The organism is Paenibacillus sp. YIM B09110 (assembly GCF_037167145.1).
GTDB lineage: Bacteria > Bacillota > Bacilli > Paenibacillales > Paenibacillaceae > Pristimantibacillus.
On record NZ_JBANSP010000012.1, the window covers coordinates 94,154 to 108,588 of the forward strand.

Here is a 14,435-nt window from a genome sequence, read left to right on the forward strand (position 1 = left end):
GACGTTCACAACGTAATTTCTTACGATTGTATAAAAGATGGGAGTGATCTTATGCAACAACTACCGGACAATGTTAGTCAAGTTCTAATACATCTCCAACAAAGGCATCGGACACAGCGATTAGCCAATTTTGTTGAATTGAACAAGAGCGTGGAAAAAGGCGGTATCTTGTTTATCGGCGATTCGATTACGGAAGGTTTCCCGATTCATGAGATGTTAAAGTGCGGCAAGGCGATGTACAATCGCGGTATCGGAGGCGACAAAACGCAGGATGTGTTGAATCTCATGAAGGATATCGTATACGATTTAGAGCCTGCGAAAGTATTTTTGCTAATCGGAACGAATGACCTGGGTTTTGACATTAAACCGCCTGTAATCGTTGAGAGTATTAAAAAAATCGTTACGAACATTCAGCAACACTTGCCGGCAACCAAGCTCTATTTGCAATCGATCTACCCTGTTAATCAGTTATTCCCTGCATCGCAGGCGGGATTGCGGAACAACCATGATATTCAGCGAATAAATATTGAAATTCTTGAAATCGCATCAAATGATCAGATCTCTTATATCGATCTTTATCCAAAGTTAATAGATGGGGAAGGCTTGCTTCACGAAGAATATACGTATGACGGTCTTCATCTAACCATCAAGGGGTATGAAGTTGTAAGGGAAGAAATTCAAAAGTATCTATAAGAAAAGGCAACTCGGGAAAATGACCTGAGTTGCCTTCTTCGTTATGCAGTGAGTTGTTCGTATCGCGTTTAATAAGTCGTGAAAGCGACAGTCATGTAGTCGTCAAAACGTTAGTTTGCAAGAAGGGCAATAGCTAAAATGATAATAGGGACTTAAAACCGAACTACTATAGGGGGAAATCCACAATGACGCTTCAATTTCCTAATGGATTCTTGTGGGGAGCATCAACTGCTGCCCATCAGGTAGAAGGCAATAATATACACTCTGATTTTTGGGTTATGGAGAATTTGGAAGGATCTATGTTTAAAGAACGCTCGGGTGATGCTGTCAAGCACTACCGCCTCTTCCGCGAGGATATCGCCATGATGGCTGAACTGGGGCTGAATGCATACCGATTCTCGATCGAGTGGGCAAGAATCGAGCCTGAAGAAGGCGTCTATGACGAATTGGCTATCGAGCATTACCGGAACGTTTTGAAGGCTTGCCATGACAACAATATTACGCCGATCGTGACGCTTCATCATTTCACGACTCCGGTATGGGCCATTCGCTCGGGAGGTTGGGAATCTGAGGAGACACCTGCACGTTTCGCTCGTTATTGCGGTAAGGTTATGAGCGAGCTTGGTGAATATATTCCTTACGTATGCACGATCAATGAAGCGAATATCTCAATTGGCATTGCCAAGATCATGAAACGCCACCAATCGGGAGGCACAGCCCAAGTCGGCATCAACACGGATATGGCAGCTCGTATGCAGACGTATATGGTGGAAGTAAGCAAAGCCTTTGGAGTACCACCACAAGAAGTACACTCCTTCCTCGGTCCGCGTACAGAGAAGGGATTGGAAGTCATCTTTCAGGCGCATACAGAGGCAAGATCGATTATTCGGCAGATCAGTCCGCATACGCAAGTCGGCATCACCATGTCCTTGTACGACATTCAGAGTATACCTGGCGGTGAAGAGAATGCAGCGCATGCCTTGCAGGAGGAATTACTGCAATTCAAGGAGTATCTGAAGGACGACGATTTCTTCGGCTTGCAGAACTATACTCGTTCGGTATATGGACCAGATGGCATGCTACCGGTTCCGGATGATGCGGAGAAGACCCAAATGGGAAATGAGTTCTACCCGCAAGGGCTGGAGGCAGTTATCCGATGCATCTCGAAGCATCTGGATAAGCCGATCTTCGTCACGGAGAACGGAGTGGCTACAGAAAATGACGAACGACGCATCGCTTTTATTGATCGTGCCCTAAGAGGTGTTCATGCATGTATCGCTGATGGAATTCCGGTAAATGGTTACATGCACTGGTCGTTGCTTGATAATTTCGAATGGCAGCTTGGATTTTCTAAGCGTTTTGGACTTATTGCTGTTGACCGCGCGACACAGGTGAGGTATCCGAAGCCAAGCGCCAAACATTATGGAAATATCGCCTCAGCGAATGAGCTGGCAGACAAAGGAGCTAGATAAACATGTTATATCCTATCGTAACGGAAACTCGCAGCATTATAGATTTAAGCGGTATTTGGAATTTTAGTCTCGATTCAGGAAATGGCTTTCAAGAAGAATGGTATAACGACTACCTGAAGGATCCGATAAGCATGTCCGTTCCGTCTTCTTATAACGATGCAGGGGTTACCGCTGACATCCGCAACCATGTAGGATGGGTCTGGTATGAAAGAGACTTTACGGTGCCGAACCTATTGTTCACTGAACGAATCGTTCTTAGATTTGGTTCAGCCACTCATAAGGCACAGGTATATGTGAACGGGAAGCTTGTCGTCGAACATATCGGCGGATTCACGCCCTTCGAAGCTGAGATCAATGCATACCTTCAAGCAAGCAAGAATCGTCTAACAGTCGCGGTAAACAACATCGTAGACGAAACCACGCTGCCAATGGGAAGCTATAGCGAGATGGAAATGCCTGGTGTGGGCAAGATCGTCAAAAACAATCCATACTTTGACTTCTTCAACTATGGAGGCCTTCATAGACCCGTCAAGATCTATACGACCTCTAAGGCGGCCTATGTTAAGGATGTAAGTATCGTAACGGATCTGAATGCGTCGACCGGGACTGTTCGTTATGAAGCGGCCATCGAGGGTCATGCACAAGTCAAAGTGACCTGTATTGATCAATCCGGTGCAATCGTCACAGAAACGCAAGGGGAGTCCGGAACGATCACGATCGATAACGTGAAGACATGGGAACCGCTGAATGCCTATTTGTATCAACTTAAGCTTGAAATCATCGAAGATGGACAAGTCATCGACGTTTATGAGCAGCCTTTTGGAGTCAGGACGGTACAAGTTAAGGACGGTCAATTCCTGATTAACAACAAGCCGTTCTACTTTAAAGGCTTTGGGAAGCACGAGGATACCCCGCTCAATGGCAGAGGTCTGAATGAGGCCGCGAACGTCATGGATTTCCGTTTGATGAAATGGATGGGCGCCAATTCCTTCCGCACGGCGCATTATCCATATTCAGAAGAAGTTATGCGGCTGGCGGACAAAGAGGGAATCGTGGTCATAGACGAGACCCCTGCCGTCGGGTTGCATCTTAACTTTAATGTGGCTCCCACGCAAGGACCCAAGAGGAAAACATGGGAAGTATTGAACACCCAAGAAACGCATCAGGAAGTGGTGCGGGAGCTTATCGCTCGCGACAAGAATCATCCAAGCGTAGTCTTGTGGTGTATCGCCAACGAGCCGGCATCCGAGGAAGACGGAGCAGAAGAGTACTTCCGTCCTCTTGTGGAATTAGCTAAGGAGCTTGATCCGCAGAAGCGTCCCGTAACGATCGTCAATATTATGATGGCCACCCCGGATAAGGATAAAGTAGCTGAACTAATCGATGTGCTGTGTCTTAACCGGTATTATGGCTGGTACGCGTTCGGAGGAGACTTCGACACGGCCAAGGCTTTGCTGCGGCAAGAATTGAACGGCTGGCTCAAGCGTTGTCCTGGTAAACCCATTATGATGACGGAATATGGCGCAGATACAATTGCAGGTCTGCATGATGTAGATCCTGTTATGTTTACCGAAGAGTATCAGGTTGAGTATTTGCGTGCGAATCACGAGGTGTTTGATGAATTCGAGCATTTTGTTGGGGAGCATGTATGGAATTTTTCCGATTTCCAAACGAGCCAAGGTATTATTAGGGTTCAGGGGAATAAGAAAGGTATATTTACGCGTGAGCGCAAGCCGAAGGCTGCCGCCCATGAACTGCGCAGCAGATGGCAAGCGATCCCGGATTACGGCTATAAATCAGAATAGAGACTTCGGAAAATGGAGGTTTTAACATGGTGAAATTAAATGGCAAAGTAGCAATTGTGACCGGAGCAGCATCGGGCATGGGAAAAGCCATTGCCGAGCTCTTCGCTGTAGAAGGAGCAAAGGTCGTCGTATCTGATTTGAATCTTGAGAATGCGAATAAGGTTGTACAAGGAATCAGTGAGAAGGGTGGCAAAGCGATTGCGGTAGCTGCCAACGTTGCTGCTGAAGACGATGTTCAGCGGCTGATCGATACTGCGGTAGACGAATTTGGATCTGTTGATATCTTGGTAAACAACGCAGGGATCATGGACAATTTCGTTCCAGCAGGAGACCTCACGGATGAACTTTGGGAGAAAGTATTTGCTGTCAATTCTACGGGGCCAATGCGGACGATTCGCAAAGTTCTTCCGATCTTCACGGAAAAGAATGCGGGAGTTATCGTTAATATCGCATCTGCTGGGGGGCTGTTTGGTTCGCGCGCAGGCGCCGCGTATACGGCTTCGAAGCATGCCGTTGTCGGGTTAACGAAGAACGTAGGCTTTCAATATGCCAAACTGGGAGTTCGATGTAACGCGATCGCTCCTGGTGCTGTGAATACAAATATTTCCGCATCCCTTACCGCCCCGAACCCGTTCGGTGCAGAGCGTGCGATGGCAGGGATGGGCATCAATCCAGGACTGGGTGAACCGGAAGATATAGCTAAGGTTGCACTGTTCCTAGCCTCCGACGAATCTAAATTCGTCAATGGCACGGTCATTACGGCAGATGCCGGCTGGACGGCTTATTAATAAAGTATGGTAACAAAAGACGCTGGACTCAACGAGTCCGGCGTCATTATTTGAAGAAAAGTCATATCAATCCTTATAGAGGAAGAACACAGTTTAACTCCCGATATCTGTCTTTCGTTTTGGCGAGGTTCATAAGAATCGTTAAAATTGGACTAGGCATGATAAATAATTGGATAGATAAAGCAGAAGGAGGAGTTTGGAGTGAATATCGGTAGTGGAGAGAGCCATGCTGCGAATATTGATTTGGGCAACATCAAGCGTGGGCCGATCGTCGCAGCGCTTATTATTGGGGCTTTCGTCGCGATTTTGAATGAAACGCTGCTCAATATCGCATTTCCTGATCTGATGGAAGAATTCAATATTGCGGATTCGACTGTGCAATGGTTGGCAACGGCCTACATGCTGGTCGTCGGCATGCTTGTGCCGGTTACAGCGCTATTGCAGCAGTGGTTTACAACAAGACAAATGTTTATTGGGGCAATGGTGCTATTTTTGACTGGTACAGTCATCAGCGCGATTGCACCGATATTCGATGTGCTGCTCGCCGGACGCGTTGTCCAAGCGTTAGGCACTGGATTGATGATGCCGGTCATGATGAATGTTATCTTGACCATCTTCCCGCCGGAGAAACGCGGCGGCGCTATGGGCATGATCGGTCTCGTCATCATGACGGCGCCTGTTATTGGCCCCACATTGTCGGGACTAATTGTTGAGCATCTGTCCTGGCGCTGGCTGTTTTATATGGTCATTCCGCTCGCCGTGTTTTCGGTAGTGTTTGGTTTGGTATTTATGAAGAACGTAACGACCCTTACGAAACCACGGATTGATATTTTATCGATCCTGCTGTCCTGCGTCGGCTTCGGAGGCATTGTATACGGATTCAGCAGTGCAGGCGAACGCGGTTCGTGGTCGGATCCGATTGTCGTGTGGAGCTTGGTTGCCGGCGGCATCAGTCTTGTATGCTTCGTATGGAGGCAGCTTGTTTCGAAGGAGCCGATCATGGATCTTCGGGCTTTCAAGTACCCGATGTTCTCGCTCGTTACCGTATTGATGCTCGTCATGATGATGTCGCTCTTCTCGACGATGATTATGCTGCCGCTCTTCATGCAGCAGGTATTGCTGCTAACCGCATTCGCATCGGGATTGGCGTTAATGCCCGGAGGCATTATTAACGGGATTATGGCGCCGGTGTCTGGCCTCTTGTTCGACAAATTCGGTCCTAGAGTGCTGGTCATTCCCGGCATCGCGCTTATGTGTATCGCGTTATGGCTGTTTATGGGCATTGAAGCGGATTGGACGCAGGGCCGGATTGTTTTCATTCATGTCATTATGATGCTCGGCATGTCTTTGGTCATGATGCCGGCGCAAACGACCGGCTTGAATCAGCTCCCTCGTCATCTATATCCGCACGGGACCGCGATTCTGAATACGCTGCAGCAGGTGGCAGGCGCGATTGGCGTAGCCTTGTTCATCAGCATCATGTCGTCGGGAGCCAAAGATTACATGAAAACATCGCCCGACCCGACCTCGCCGCTCGAAGGCATTCAATCGATGGTGGCGGGTCTGCACAACGCCTTCTTCATTGGATTATGCTTAGCCATTCTGGCGCTCGTGATCAGCTTCTTCATTAAGCGTACCTTCGCACCGAAGGAAGGGAATACGGTACACGTAGCAGTCGAGAAGGATAAGTAGAATAAGAGCAGTGGATATGAACTAACTGAGAAGTGAAATAGACGTCGACCAGATCATGGTCGACGTTTTATATATGTTGTGATTTATACTACATATGCAATATCCCTCGCTCCATAGCCGTAACGACTGCCTGCGATCTGGAATCCACTCCCAGTTTGTTATAAATATTCGTGAGATGGGCTTTGACGGTGCGTTCGGTAATGCCAACGTCATAGGCGATTTCCTTGCTTTTGAATCCTCGGGCGACACACTTCAAAATATAGATTTCTTTCTCCGTCAGCTGCGGTTCTTCCTTATTATGCGGAGCTTGGGAGACTAGAGAGGATTGCTGTTCACGGACGGCAAGCACTCGTGCCATAATGTCTGACGACAGTAGAGCTTCTCCGCGTACGGCCGATTCGATATGGCGAAACAAGGTATCCCGATCGGTATCTTTCAATAAATAGCCTTTGGCTCCTAGTGCCAAGCCATTGATCATCAGATCGTCTTCGTTGTACGTCGTCAATATAATAATGGGAACAGAACAGTTGTTGTCTTTCAAAGCCCGCATGGCTTCCAGACCGCTCATGACGGGCATGTTCAAGTCCATCAGGACAACATCAGGGTGAACCTCCTCGATCAGGCTGATCGCCTCTTGGCCGTTCTTTGCTTCACCGACAACCTGAAACTGCTCGCTCGTTTCCAAGATCAGCTTCAAGCCTTCCCGGACAACGAAATGGTCGTCAACAATTAAAATGTTATAAGGGGTCATTTGGAGTCTCCTTCATGAATGGCGGTCTCAACTTTAATGCTCGTTCCCTCGGCGTTGCTATGTATTTTCATCTTCCCCCCAATTAACCGTACTCGTTCTTGGATGCCTAACAAGCCGTAATGACCCAGTTCATTACCGATTGCACCGGCATGGAATCCGATCCCGTTGTCTCTGACCTCCATGTTTAACTGCCCATGTTCATCCGATAGGCTTACCCATACCTTGTCCGCCTGGGCATGCTTGGCGATATTGGTGAGACATTCCTTCACAATGTGCTGACTGTGCTCCATTAATGTCCTGGATAGACGTTTAGTTAGTTTAAGATGGAGAAACACCAGGATACCCGTAGCATCTTTGAAATGTTGTACTTCGCTTTGAATGGCGTCTTTCAAATCAATCTCCGATGCGGATTTGGCCCGGAGATTGTCAATTGCCAGCCGTGCCTCTGCTAAAGTTCTGCGAGCCTGGGCCATAGACTGCTTGATGATTTCATGGGCACGCTCTGAATGATTTTTGTCCATGTGGGCATTTGCAGCCTCTAAGCGCATAATCAAACCGGCCACGCCTTGTGCAAGCGTATCGTGTAGATCTCGGGCCATGCGCTGCCGTTCATTGGACAATGTTAACTCCTCAACCTTCTGGTGAGCCGCCTCCAGATCCCGCAGGAAGCTCTGGGTTCTAAGCCGTTCGTGAACCTGTTGGAAGAACAATAGCCCATATGCCAATACAATGACAAGCATAAGAACGAATAGAGGCAATAAGAGGATAAGGCCATCCAGATCATCAACGCTAAGCGCGGCATCAAAGAAGAGAACCAAACTGATCAGAACGACAAAGCCCATTCTTTTTAACCGATAGGAGAACCCCAAGCTTTGGGTGATCAGTACCGGAAGCAGCCCGAACAGGACAGCTTGGTAACCGTCGGGCATCAGTATCGCGCAAAAATAGATCAAGAGGCCTTGTCCGGAAAAATAAAACCAAAAGTATTTATCCTTAATTCGATACGAATTCCAATGGAGCCACACATGAATCGCAAAAAGGGCGGAAAATACCATGCTTGACAATATGAGAACTTCTGTATAAAACTGCATCACGACTGTCGCTGCATAAACGATCAATATCCAAATGAATATCGGCAATCGGGAAGCGAATAATTCATTGGTTAGCCGTAGTCCTTCTTTCTTCTCCATCATTTAACGACGCCTCCTTATCTTCTATTATAAAGAACTGCGCTCCGATCTGGAAATGTACGAAGGTACATGTACTTTCGTGCATGGAAGCTCCCACCCGTTAGGACGATGTTGCCTCTCTGCATAAATCATACAATTAACGCAGAAACAGATAAGTTGTGATGGGAGTGGAAAGTGTTATGGCAAAATATTTATATCGGTTAGGTTTATGGGCGGTTAGCAACCGGATCAAGGTTATGGTTGGGGGCTTGCTCGTTCTGCTGCTTACAGCCGGAATGGCATTGACGATTGGCCCGGCATTTAATGAAGCAACATCAATCCCGGGGCTCAAATCGCAAGAGGCCTTAGAGCTTCTGAGTCAGGAATTTCCGTCGCCGAAGGAAGATGGCGGCCAGATTCAGATGGTGTTCAAGGCACCCGATGAAGAGAGCTTGTCTTCAGAGTCCGCACAGCAGTTCGTAACGAAAAACTTGGCGCAGGTTGCAACGGATGCGCAAATCAAATCAATCGTAAGTCCGTATGAGAATAATTCGATAAGTTCTGACGGGAAAATAGGATATGCCACCATTACTTATAAGGTACCAGGAGCAGACGTATCCGATGATTCGAAGAATCATGCCGCTAGAGTTGCGGAGTCGATGCGAGGTGAAGGCTGGCAAGCGGAATTAACAGGCTCGGGTTATGTGAAGATGGCAGCAGGGGGTTCGACGGAAGGTTTAGGCATACTCATCGCTTTTATTATATTATCCGTTATGTTTGCTTCTTTTCTGACGGGAATTCTGCCGATTATATCGGCAATCATTGGACTGATCATCGGTCTAATGTCTGTGCTGCTCGGCTCGAACGTTATGGATATGTCCTCAAGCTCCTTATCGATGGCCGCTATGCTCGGCTTGGCCGTTGGCATCGACTATGCGCTCTTCATTATATCCCGATATCGTCAGCAGCTTGCTGAAGGGTACAGCGTAAGCGAGTCCGTTGCGATCGCGAACGCGACAGCCGGCAGCTCTGTTGTATTCGCTGGAGTGACCGTTATTATCGGGCTTGCGGGACTGGCGGTTGCGCAGCTTCCATTCCTTACTGCAATGGGCATTGCAGGCGCCTTATGCGTATTTATGGCTGTTCTGACGGCGGTTATGATTATGCCGGCACTGCTTGGCATTCTCGGAGAGAGGGTAGGACCTAAGAAACAGAATCGACTGTTCAACCTATTCAAAGTTAAATCCAAATATAAGAACGAGGAAAGTCGCTGGGGCAACTTCGTAACCGGCCGTCCATGGATCATTGTCATTGCTTGCGTTGCCTTGCTCGGTACGCTCGCCGTTCCGTTCTTCCACATCAATCTCGGAATGCCGGATGACGCGCAGAAGTCGACAGAGAAGACGGAGCGACGCGCCTATGATTTGCTTTCCGAGGCTTATGGAGTAGGTTATCACAGTCCGCTTGTTATACTGGCAAAGACGGATGGGGGAGACGAATCTTCGGAACAATTGGCGAGTGTCAATGAATGGTTGAATGCTTTCCCTAACATAGGGACCGTTGCCCCTGCCGTACTTGGTCCGTCCGGGAAAGTAGCTTTGATAAGTGTCGTTCCTGCTACCGGAGCACATGATGTGAAGACGAAGGAGTTGGTGCAACAGATTCGAGACGCGGCTTCTGACATTCAAGTACAAAATGATGTCGAGGTTCTTGTGACAGGCAGTACAGCGGTTAGCATCGATATTTCCCAAAAGCTGAATGATGCGCTGCCGAAGTTCGCGATCGTTGTTGTGGGACTAGCCTTTGTCCTGCTGGTTGTGGTGTTCCGTTCCTTGCTCGTGCCTATCAAAGCGGTTTTGGGCTTTGTCCTTTCACTGGCAGCTACACTTGGATTCGTTGTATACGTCGTCCAAGACGGAAATATGGGCAATTTGTTCGGCTTCCACGCTTCGGGTCCGATTCTGAATTTCCTCCCGATTATCGTAGTGGGTATCTTGTTCGGACTAGCCATGGACTATGAGGTATTCCTGCTTAGCCGAATGCGCGAAGAGTACAAGCATACCGGAAATGCCCGTCGTGCTGTTCTAGCCGGCATCAAGCATAGCGGCGCGGTTGTTACCGCGGCAGGATTGATTATGGTTTCCGTATTTATGGGCTTCATGTTGTCCGAAGAAGCTATCGTAAAGTCGATGGGCTTCGCGCTCGCCTTTGGGATTCTATTTGATGCTTTTGTCGTGAGGATGATGCTTGTGCCGGCCGTTATGACGATATTGGGCAAGTCGGCTTGGTATTTGCCGCGATGGCTTGATCGCATACTCCCTAATTTGGACATTGAAGGCGAGTCCGTAATGGAAGAAATGAAAATGAAGAAACAGGCGGATCATCCTATGCTTGAGCAAGTAAAGGTATCGATCGAGCGGACTTAGCACATGCAGACAAGGCATCTGAACTTACGGATGCCTTGTTTGCATGTGCTCGCTACCTCTCTCTCATATAGGCATGAGGGGTTTTGGAGTAAAACTTCTTAAACACTTTATTAAAGTATGGATAGTTGGCGTATCCCAATAGTTCGGCAATTTCATTGTAACGGTAGAGATTGCTTCCCATCAATTCAATGGCTAGTTCCATTTTAACCAGGTGGATATAGCCGGTAATGGTCTGACCTACCTCTTCACTGAACCTTTTCGAGAGATAACTTCGATTTACTTTTGTTGCGACAGCAACATCCTTGGAATAGATAAATCTAAACTTGTTGTTATGAATATATTCAATCGCCATCTTAACAATAGGAGAGTAGCGCTTGATGGAATATTGATTAATGGCTTCAATAAGCTCCTCTACAAATTGAATATGACAATTGGTTAACTCTGCATTGTCATGGCAATGCGCAATCTGCTTGTAAATTGTTTTCTTCTTTATTTCCGCTACATCTTTGGGTAATCCGTTTTGAATCGATATGGAGACAAAAGAAGTGATCGTTGAAGCCATATAAAGTTTTAAAATATTCACATCTTCTTCTTCAACTAAGATTTTAATATCTTTGATCTGTTCCGCATTGGAAGCTACCCGCCGTACTGCTTCGATATTTAATGTTAGAAGCGCATCTTGCAGGTTTATCATGAGCAGCGTAATTTTTTCGGAATAATCAGTTGCATATTCGGAACGAATGGAATGTTCTCGTAATAAATCTGAACTATTTTTCATGTTTCAATTGTACCATATCAAGCAACAATTTATCTTGAAAAACAACAATAGTGTAAGAGTTGTAACTATAATTTTTCTAGAATAGTAGTGTAAGTATTATATCTTGATGGAGGAATTCATGATGATTTATAAAGATGCTAGCAAGCCTATTCAAGAAAGAGTCGAAGACCTGCTTGGGAGAATGAAGCTGCAAGAAAAAGTAGCTCAGCTGTATTGTACATTGGCGATGGGCGGGGCTGAGAATCTGGATGGTATGAAAGAAAGCATACCGAACGGTATCGGCACCTTAAGTTATTTGAATCTCTCTTTGACCGGTAACACTCTTAAGGATATGGATACATTAAAAGGAATACAAAGGTATCTTGTCGAGGAAACCAGATTGGGGATTCCGGCGCTTGTTCATAACGAAGGGATAGCCGGTGCTCAAATACCGAGTGCCACGACTTTCCCGCAGTCCCTTAATGTTGCTTCAACATGGGAACCGGAATTAGCTAATAAAATGGGTGATGTCGTTAAAAAGCAGTTAATGGCCTTCGGCATCAGGGGCGTACATTCGCCCCTGTTTGATTTGGGAAGAGACCCGCGATGGGGCAGAATAGGTGAAACTTACGGAGAAGATCCTTATTTGGTTGCCCAAATGGGAGTAGCTTACGTCAATGGTGTTCAAGGTGACAGTGAGCTTATGGCTGCGGCAAAACATTTCGTAGGTTATGGAAATACGGAAGGAGGACGAAATGGCGGCGAGCAGCAAATAGCGGAAAGAAAGCTGCTGGATACGTATTGTTTTCCATTTGAGGCAGCCATTCATGAATCAAACGTGATGGGGATTATGAATAGCTACGGCATATTGAACGATCAAGCCGTTTCTACATCAAAGTGGCTGCTGACCGATATCCTAAGAAATAAATTAGGATTTAACGGCCTGGTAGTAGCTGATTATGGCAGCATTAGCCATGCACATGCACGGTATAAGGTAGCTCAAGACAAGAAAGAAACAGCAGTATTGGCTCTCCAAGCTGGAATGGACGTCGAGCAGCCGAGTAATACATGCTATCAATATTTGGTTGAAGCCGTTGAACAGGGAGAATTGGAAGAAGCCTATATCGACCGTTCGGTGAAACGCGTTCTTGAGACCAAATTTATGCTCGGCTTATTTGAAAATCCTTATGAAACAGGCGATTTCGTTGAAGAAGTTAATAAACCGGAGTACGCAGAGCTGTCACAAGAAATTGCCGAGAAATCGATTGTTTTGGTGAAAAACGAAGATCAAATTTTGCCGCTGAAAAAGAAGGTGAAGATTGCTCTAATTGGCCCGAGTGCGGATAGCAAAATCAATATGTTTGGAGGGTACTCCTCTGTAGGTACAGCCAGTACTACCAGTGGCGACTTTGACCGTTCGGAAGAGGATAATTTTCTGAAAACCGCATATGACGCCATGATTACAGAATACAAGGATGTGTTAAAGAAAAGAGGCATCGTGTTTGAAGATCAGCCTTCACCGGAGCAGAAAGAAATGATTTTGGCAGGCTTGAGGAACAGTACTGCAAAGTCGAATAAAGAATATACGACCGCAGAAAACTTTGTTGAAACCTATTATCCGAATTGCAAATCAGTGAAAGATGTGCTGGAGGAAGCGTTTGGAGAGGAAAATGTTTTGTTTGCCAAAGGTTGCGACATCATGACGGTCATTGATGGCGGCATTGAAGAGGTCAGGAATACTGTCCAACAAGCCGATCTCGTCATCGCTGTATTAGGCGGCAAAGAAAGCATGAGAGCAACGGATGCAACCGCAGGAGAAAATAAGGACAATCTTAACATCGATCTGGAACAACCGCAGCTAGAGATGATGGAAGAGGTATTTAAGCTGGGTAAGCCTGTCGTTTCCGTTATTATTGACGGCAGACCGTTAGCTTTGCCTCTGATCAACGCGAATAGTAAAGCATTGCTGTACGCGTGGCTTCCGGCACAAACCGGGGCGCAGGCTATCGTCAACATTCTTACAGGTGAATGCAACCCAAGCGGCAAGCTGCCAGTGACGATCTTAAAGGATAAAGGCCAAATTCCTATGTATCATAGCAGACTGCCGTTTTTCGTGGAAATCAATGATTGGGCTGAATACATTGATCATGACATGAACAAGCCGATGTACCCTTTTGGACACGGACTAAGCTACACCCAATTCGAATACAGCGATCTAAGTTTGGATTCAACGGTTCGTCCGGACGGAGCAATGAAGGTGTGCTTTAAAGTCAAAAATAGCGGGCAGTACCGAGGAGACGAGGTTGTTCAGATTTATATCAGAGATAGTATTAGTAGTGTTGTAAGGCCTGTTAAGCAACTGGTTGGATTTGCTAGGGTAAGCTTGGGTGTGAATGAAATGAAAGAAGTAACATGCGAGGTGGACATGAGGCAGTTAGCTTTCCATGACTTGAATATGGAACAGGTTGTGGAGCCTGGGAAAATGGAAGTGTTCATCGGCGCTTCATCCCAGGACATTCGATTGCAAGGTGCATTTGAAATCGTTGGCGAGAAAATGATTGTGGAAAGAAAAGTGTTCTCGTCCAACGTATCCGCAATCAATCTTTCTTAAGCAAAAAGCTCCGGCAAGCATCATTCAAGCTTGCCGGAAAGCCGATTCAGGCGACCGTGACGAAGCCCTTCAGCAGTACTATTGCGCATATTATCAATTCTATATCTCATGCGGCTATAAACGTGCGCAGGACATTTTAGACAATCAGAAGATAACGCGAAGTTCATGCTGATGGTGAAATTTGGACAAGGTTTGATATATAATTAGACAGATAAAGATGAAGGGGGAGTTAGGAGTGAATGTAGGTAGTACAGAGAACAATGCTGCGAAT

Annotated in this window: 10 protein-coding genes; 7 read left to right on the top strand and 3 right to left on the bottom strand. The window is 46.6% G+C overall.

The window, feature by feature from the left end; all coding sequences use genetic code 11:
• Nucleotides 1-138: 138 nt before the first annotated feature.
• The 5 genes from V8F51_RS18570 (at nt 139) to V8F51_RS18590 (ending at nt 6,450) form a co-directional block, all read left to right on the top strand.
• On the top strand, nt 139-693 hold the full coding sequence (locus V8F51_RS18570) for a GDSL-type esterase/lipase family protein (protein ID WP_337101858.1): 555 nt from the start codon (nt 139-141) through the stop codon (nt 691-693).
• Nucleotides 694-878: 185 nt separating this feature from the next.
• Nucleotides 879-2,165, top strand: a complete 1,287-nt coding sequence (locus tag V8F51_RS18575) for a glycoside hydrolase family 1 protein (RefSeq protein WP_337101859.1) — start codon at nt 879-881, stop codon at nt 2,163-2,165.
• Between the two features lie 2 nt (nt 2,166-2,167).
• Nucleotides 2,168-3,970, top strand: a complete 1,803-nt coding sequence (uidA, locus tag V8F51_RS18580; protein WP_337101860.1) for a beta-glucuronidase — start codon at nt 2,168-2,170, stop codon at nt 3,968-3,970.
• Nucleotides 3,971-3,996: 26 nt separating this feature from the next.
• The gene (locus V8F51_RS18585) at nt 3,997-4,758 is read left to right on the top strand and encodes an SDR family oxidoreductase (protein ID WP_337101861.1); all 762 of its coding nucleotides are present in this window, start codon (nt 3,997-3,999) and stop codon (nt 4,756-4,758) included.
• Between the two features lie 237 nt (nt 4,759-4,995).
• Complete coding sequence (locus V8F51_RS18590; protein ID WP_442956458.1) at nt 4,996-6,450, top strand: DHA2 family efflux MFS transporter permease subunit; 1,455 nt, start codon at nt 4,996-4,998, stop codon at nt 6,448-6,450.
• Between the two features lie 88 nt (nt 6,451-6,538).
• On the opposite strand, the gene V8F51_RS18595 is transcribed toward V8F51_RS18590, so the two are convergent.
• Both V8F51_RS18595 and V8F51_RS18600 read right to left on the bottom strand, forming a co-directional pair.
• Nucleotides 6,539-7,201: a response regulator transcription factor gene (locus V8F51_RS18595; RefSeq protein ID WP_337101864.1), complete on the bottom strand. Its 663-nt coding sequence runs from the start codon at nt 7,199-7,201 to the stop codon at nt 6,539-6,541.
• The gene (locus V8F51_RS18600) at nt 7,198-8,394 is read right to left on the bottom strand and encodes a sensor histidine kinase (protein ID WP_337101865.1); all 1,197 of its coding nucleotides are present in this window, start codon (nt 8,392-8,394) and stop codon (nt 7,198-7,200) included. Before V8F51_RS18600 ends, V8F51_RS18595 begins: the two co-directional genes overlap by 4 nt.
• Before the next feature lie 176 nt (nt 8,395-8,570).
• On the opposite strand from V8F51_RS18600, the gene V8F51_RS18605 reads away from it, so the two are divergent.
• Complete coding sequence (locus V8F51_RS18605) at nt 8,571-10,796, top strand: MMPL family transporter (protein WP_337101866.1); 2,226 nt, start codon at nt 8,571-8,573, stop codon at nt 10,794-10,796.
• A gap of 52 nt (nt 10,797-10,848) precedes the next feature.
• Here the strand turns inward: V8F51_RS18605 and V8F51_RS18610 are convergent, their stop codons facing one another.
• A complete protein-coding gene (locus V8F51_RS18610) occupies nt 10,849-11,574 on the bottom strand; it encodes a helix-turn-helix domain-containing protein (protein WP_337101867.1) in 726 nt (241 codons plus the stop codon).
• A 121-nt stretch (nt 11,575-11,695) separates the two neighbouring features.
• On the opposite strand from V8F51_RS18610, the gene V8F51_RS18615 reads away from it, so the two are divergent.
• Nucleotides 11,696-14,164, top strand: coding sequence for a glycoside hydrolase family 3 N-terminal domain-containing protein (locus tag V8F51_RS18615; protein WP_337101868.1), 2,469 nt, complete (start codon nt 11,696-11,698; stop codon nt 14,162-14,164).
• The last annotated feature ends 271 nt before the right edge of the window (nt 14,165-14,435 follow it).

Bases quoted from the DNA above. Each gene is read 5' to 3' on its own strand.
- V8F51_RS18575 (WP_337101859.1), top strand. From the start codon at position 879: ATGACGCTTCAATTTCCTAATGGATTCTTGTGGGGAGCATCAACTGCT.
- uidA (WP_337101860.1), top strand. From the start codon at position 2,168: ATGTTATATCCTATCGTAACGGAAACTCGCAGCATTATAGATTTAAGC.
- V8F51_RS18585 (WP_337101861.1), top strand. From the start codon at position 3,997: ATGGTGAAATTAAATGGCAAAGTAGCAATTGTGACCGGAGCAGCATCG.
- V8F51_RS18595 (WP_337101864.1), bottom strand. From the start codon at position 7,201: ATGACCCCTTATAACATTTTAATTGTTGACGACCATTTCGTTGTCCGG.
- V8F51_RS18600 (WP_337101865.1), bottom strand. From the start codon at position 8,394: ATGATGGAGAAGAAAGAAGGACTACGGCTAACCAATGAATTATTCGCT.
- V8F51_RS18605 (WP_337101866.1), top strand. From the start codon at position 8,571: ATGGCAAAATATTTATATCGGTTAGGTTTATGGGCGGTTAGCAACCGG.
- V8F51_RS18610 (WP_337101867.1), bottom strand. From the start codon at position 11,574: ATGAAAAATAGTTCAGATTTATTACGAGAACATTCCATTCGTTCCGAA.
- V8F51_RS18615 (WP_337101868.1), top strand. From the start codon at position 11,696: ATGATTTATAAAGATGCTAGCAAGCCTATTCAAGAAAGAGTCGAAGAC.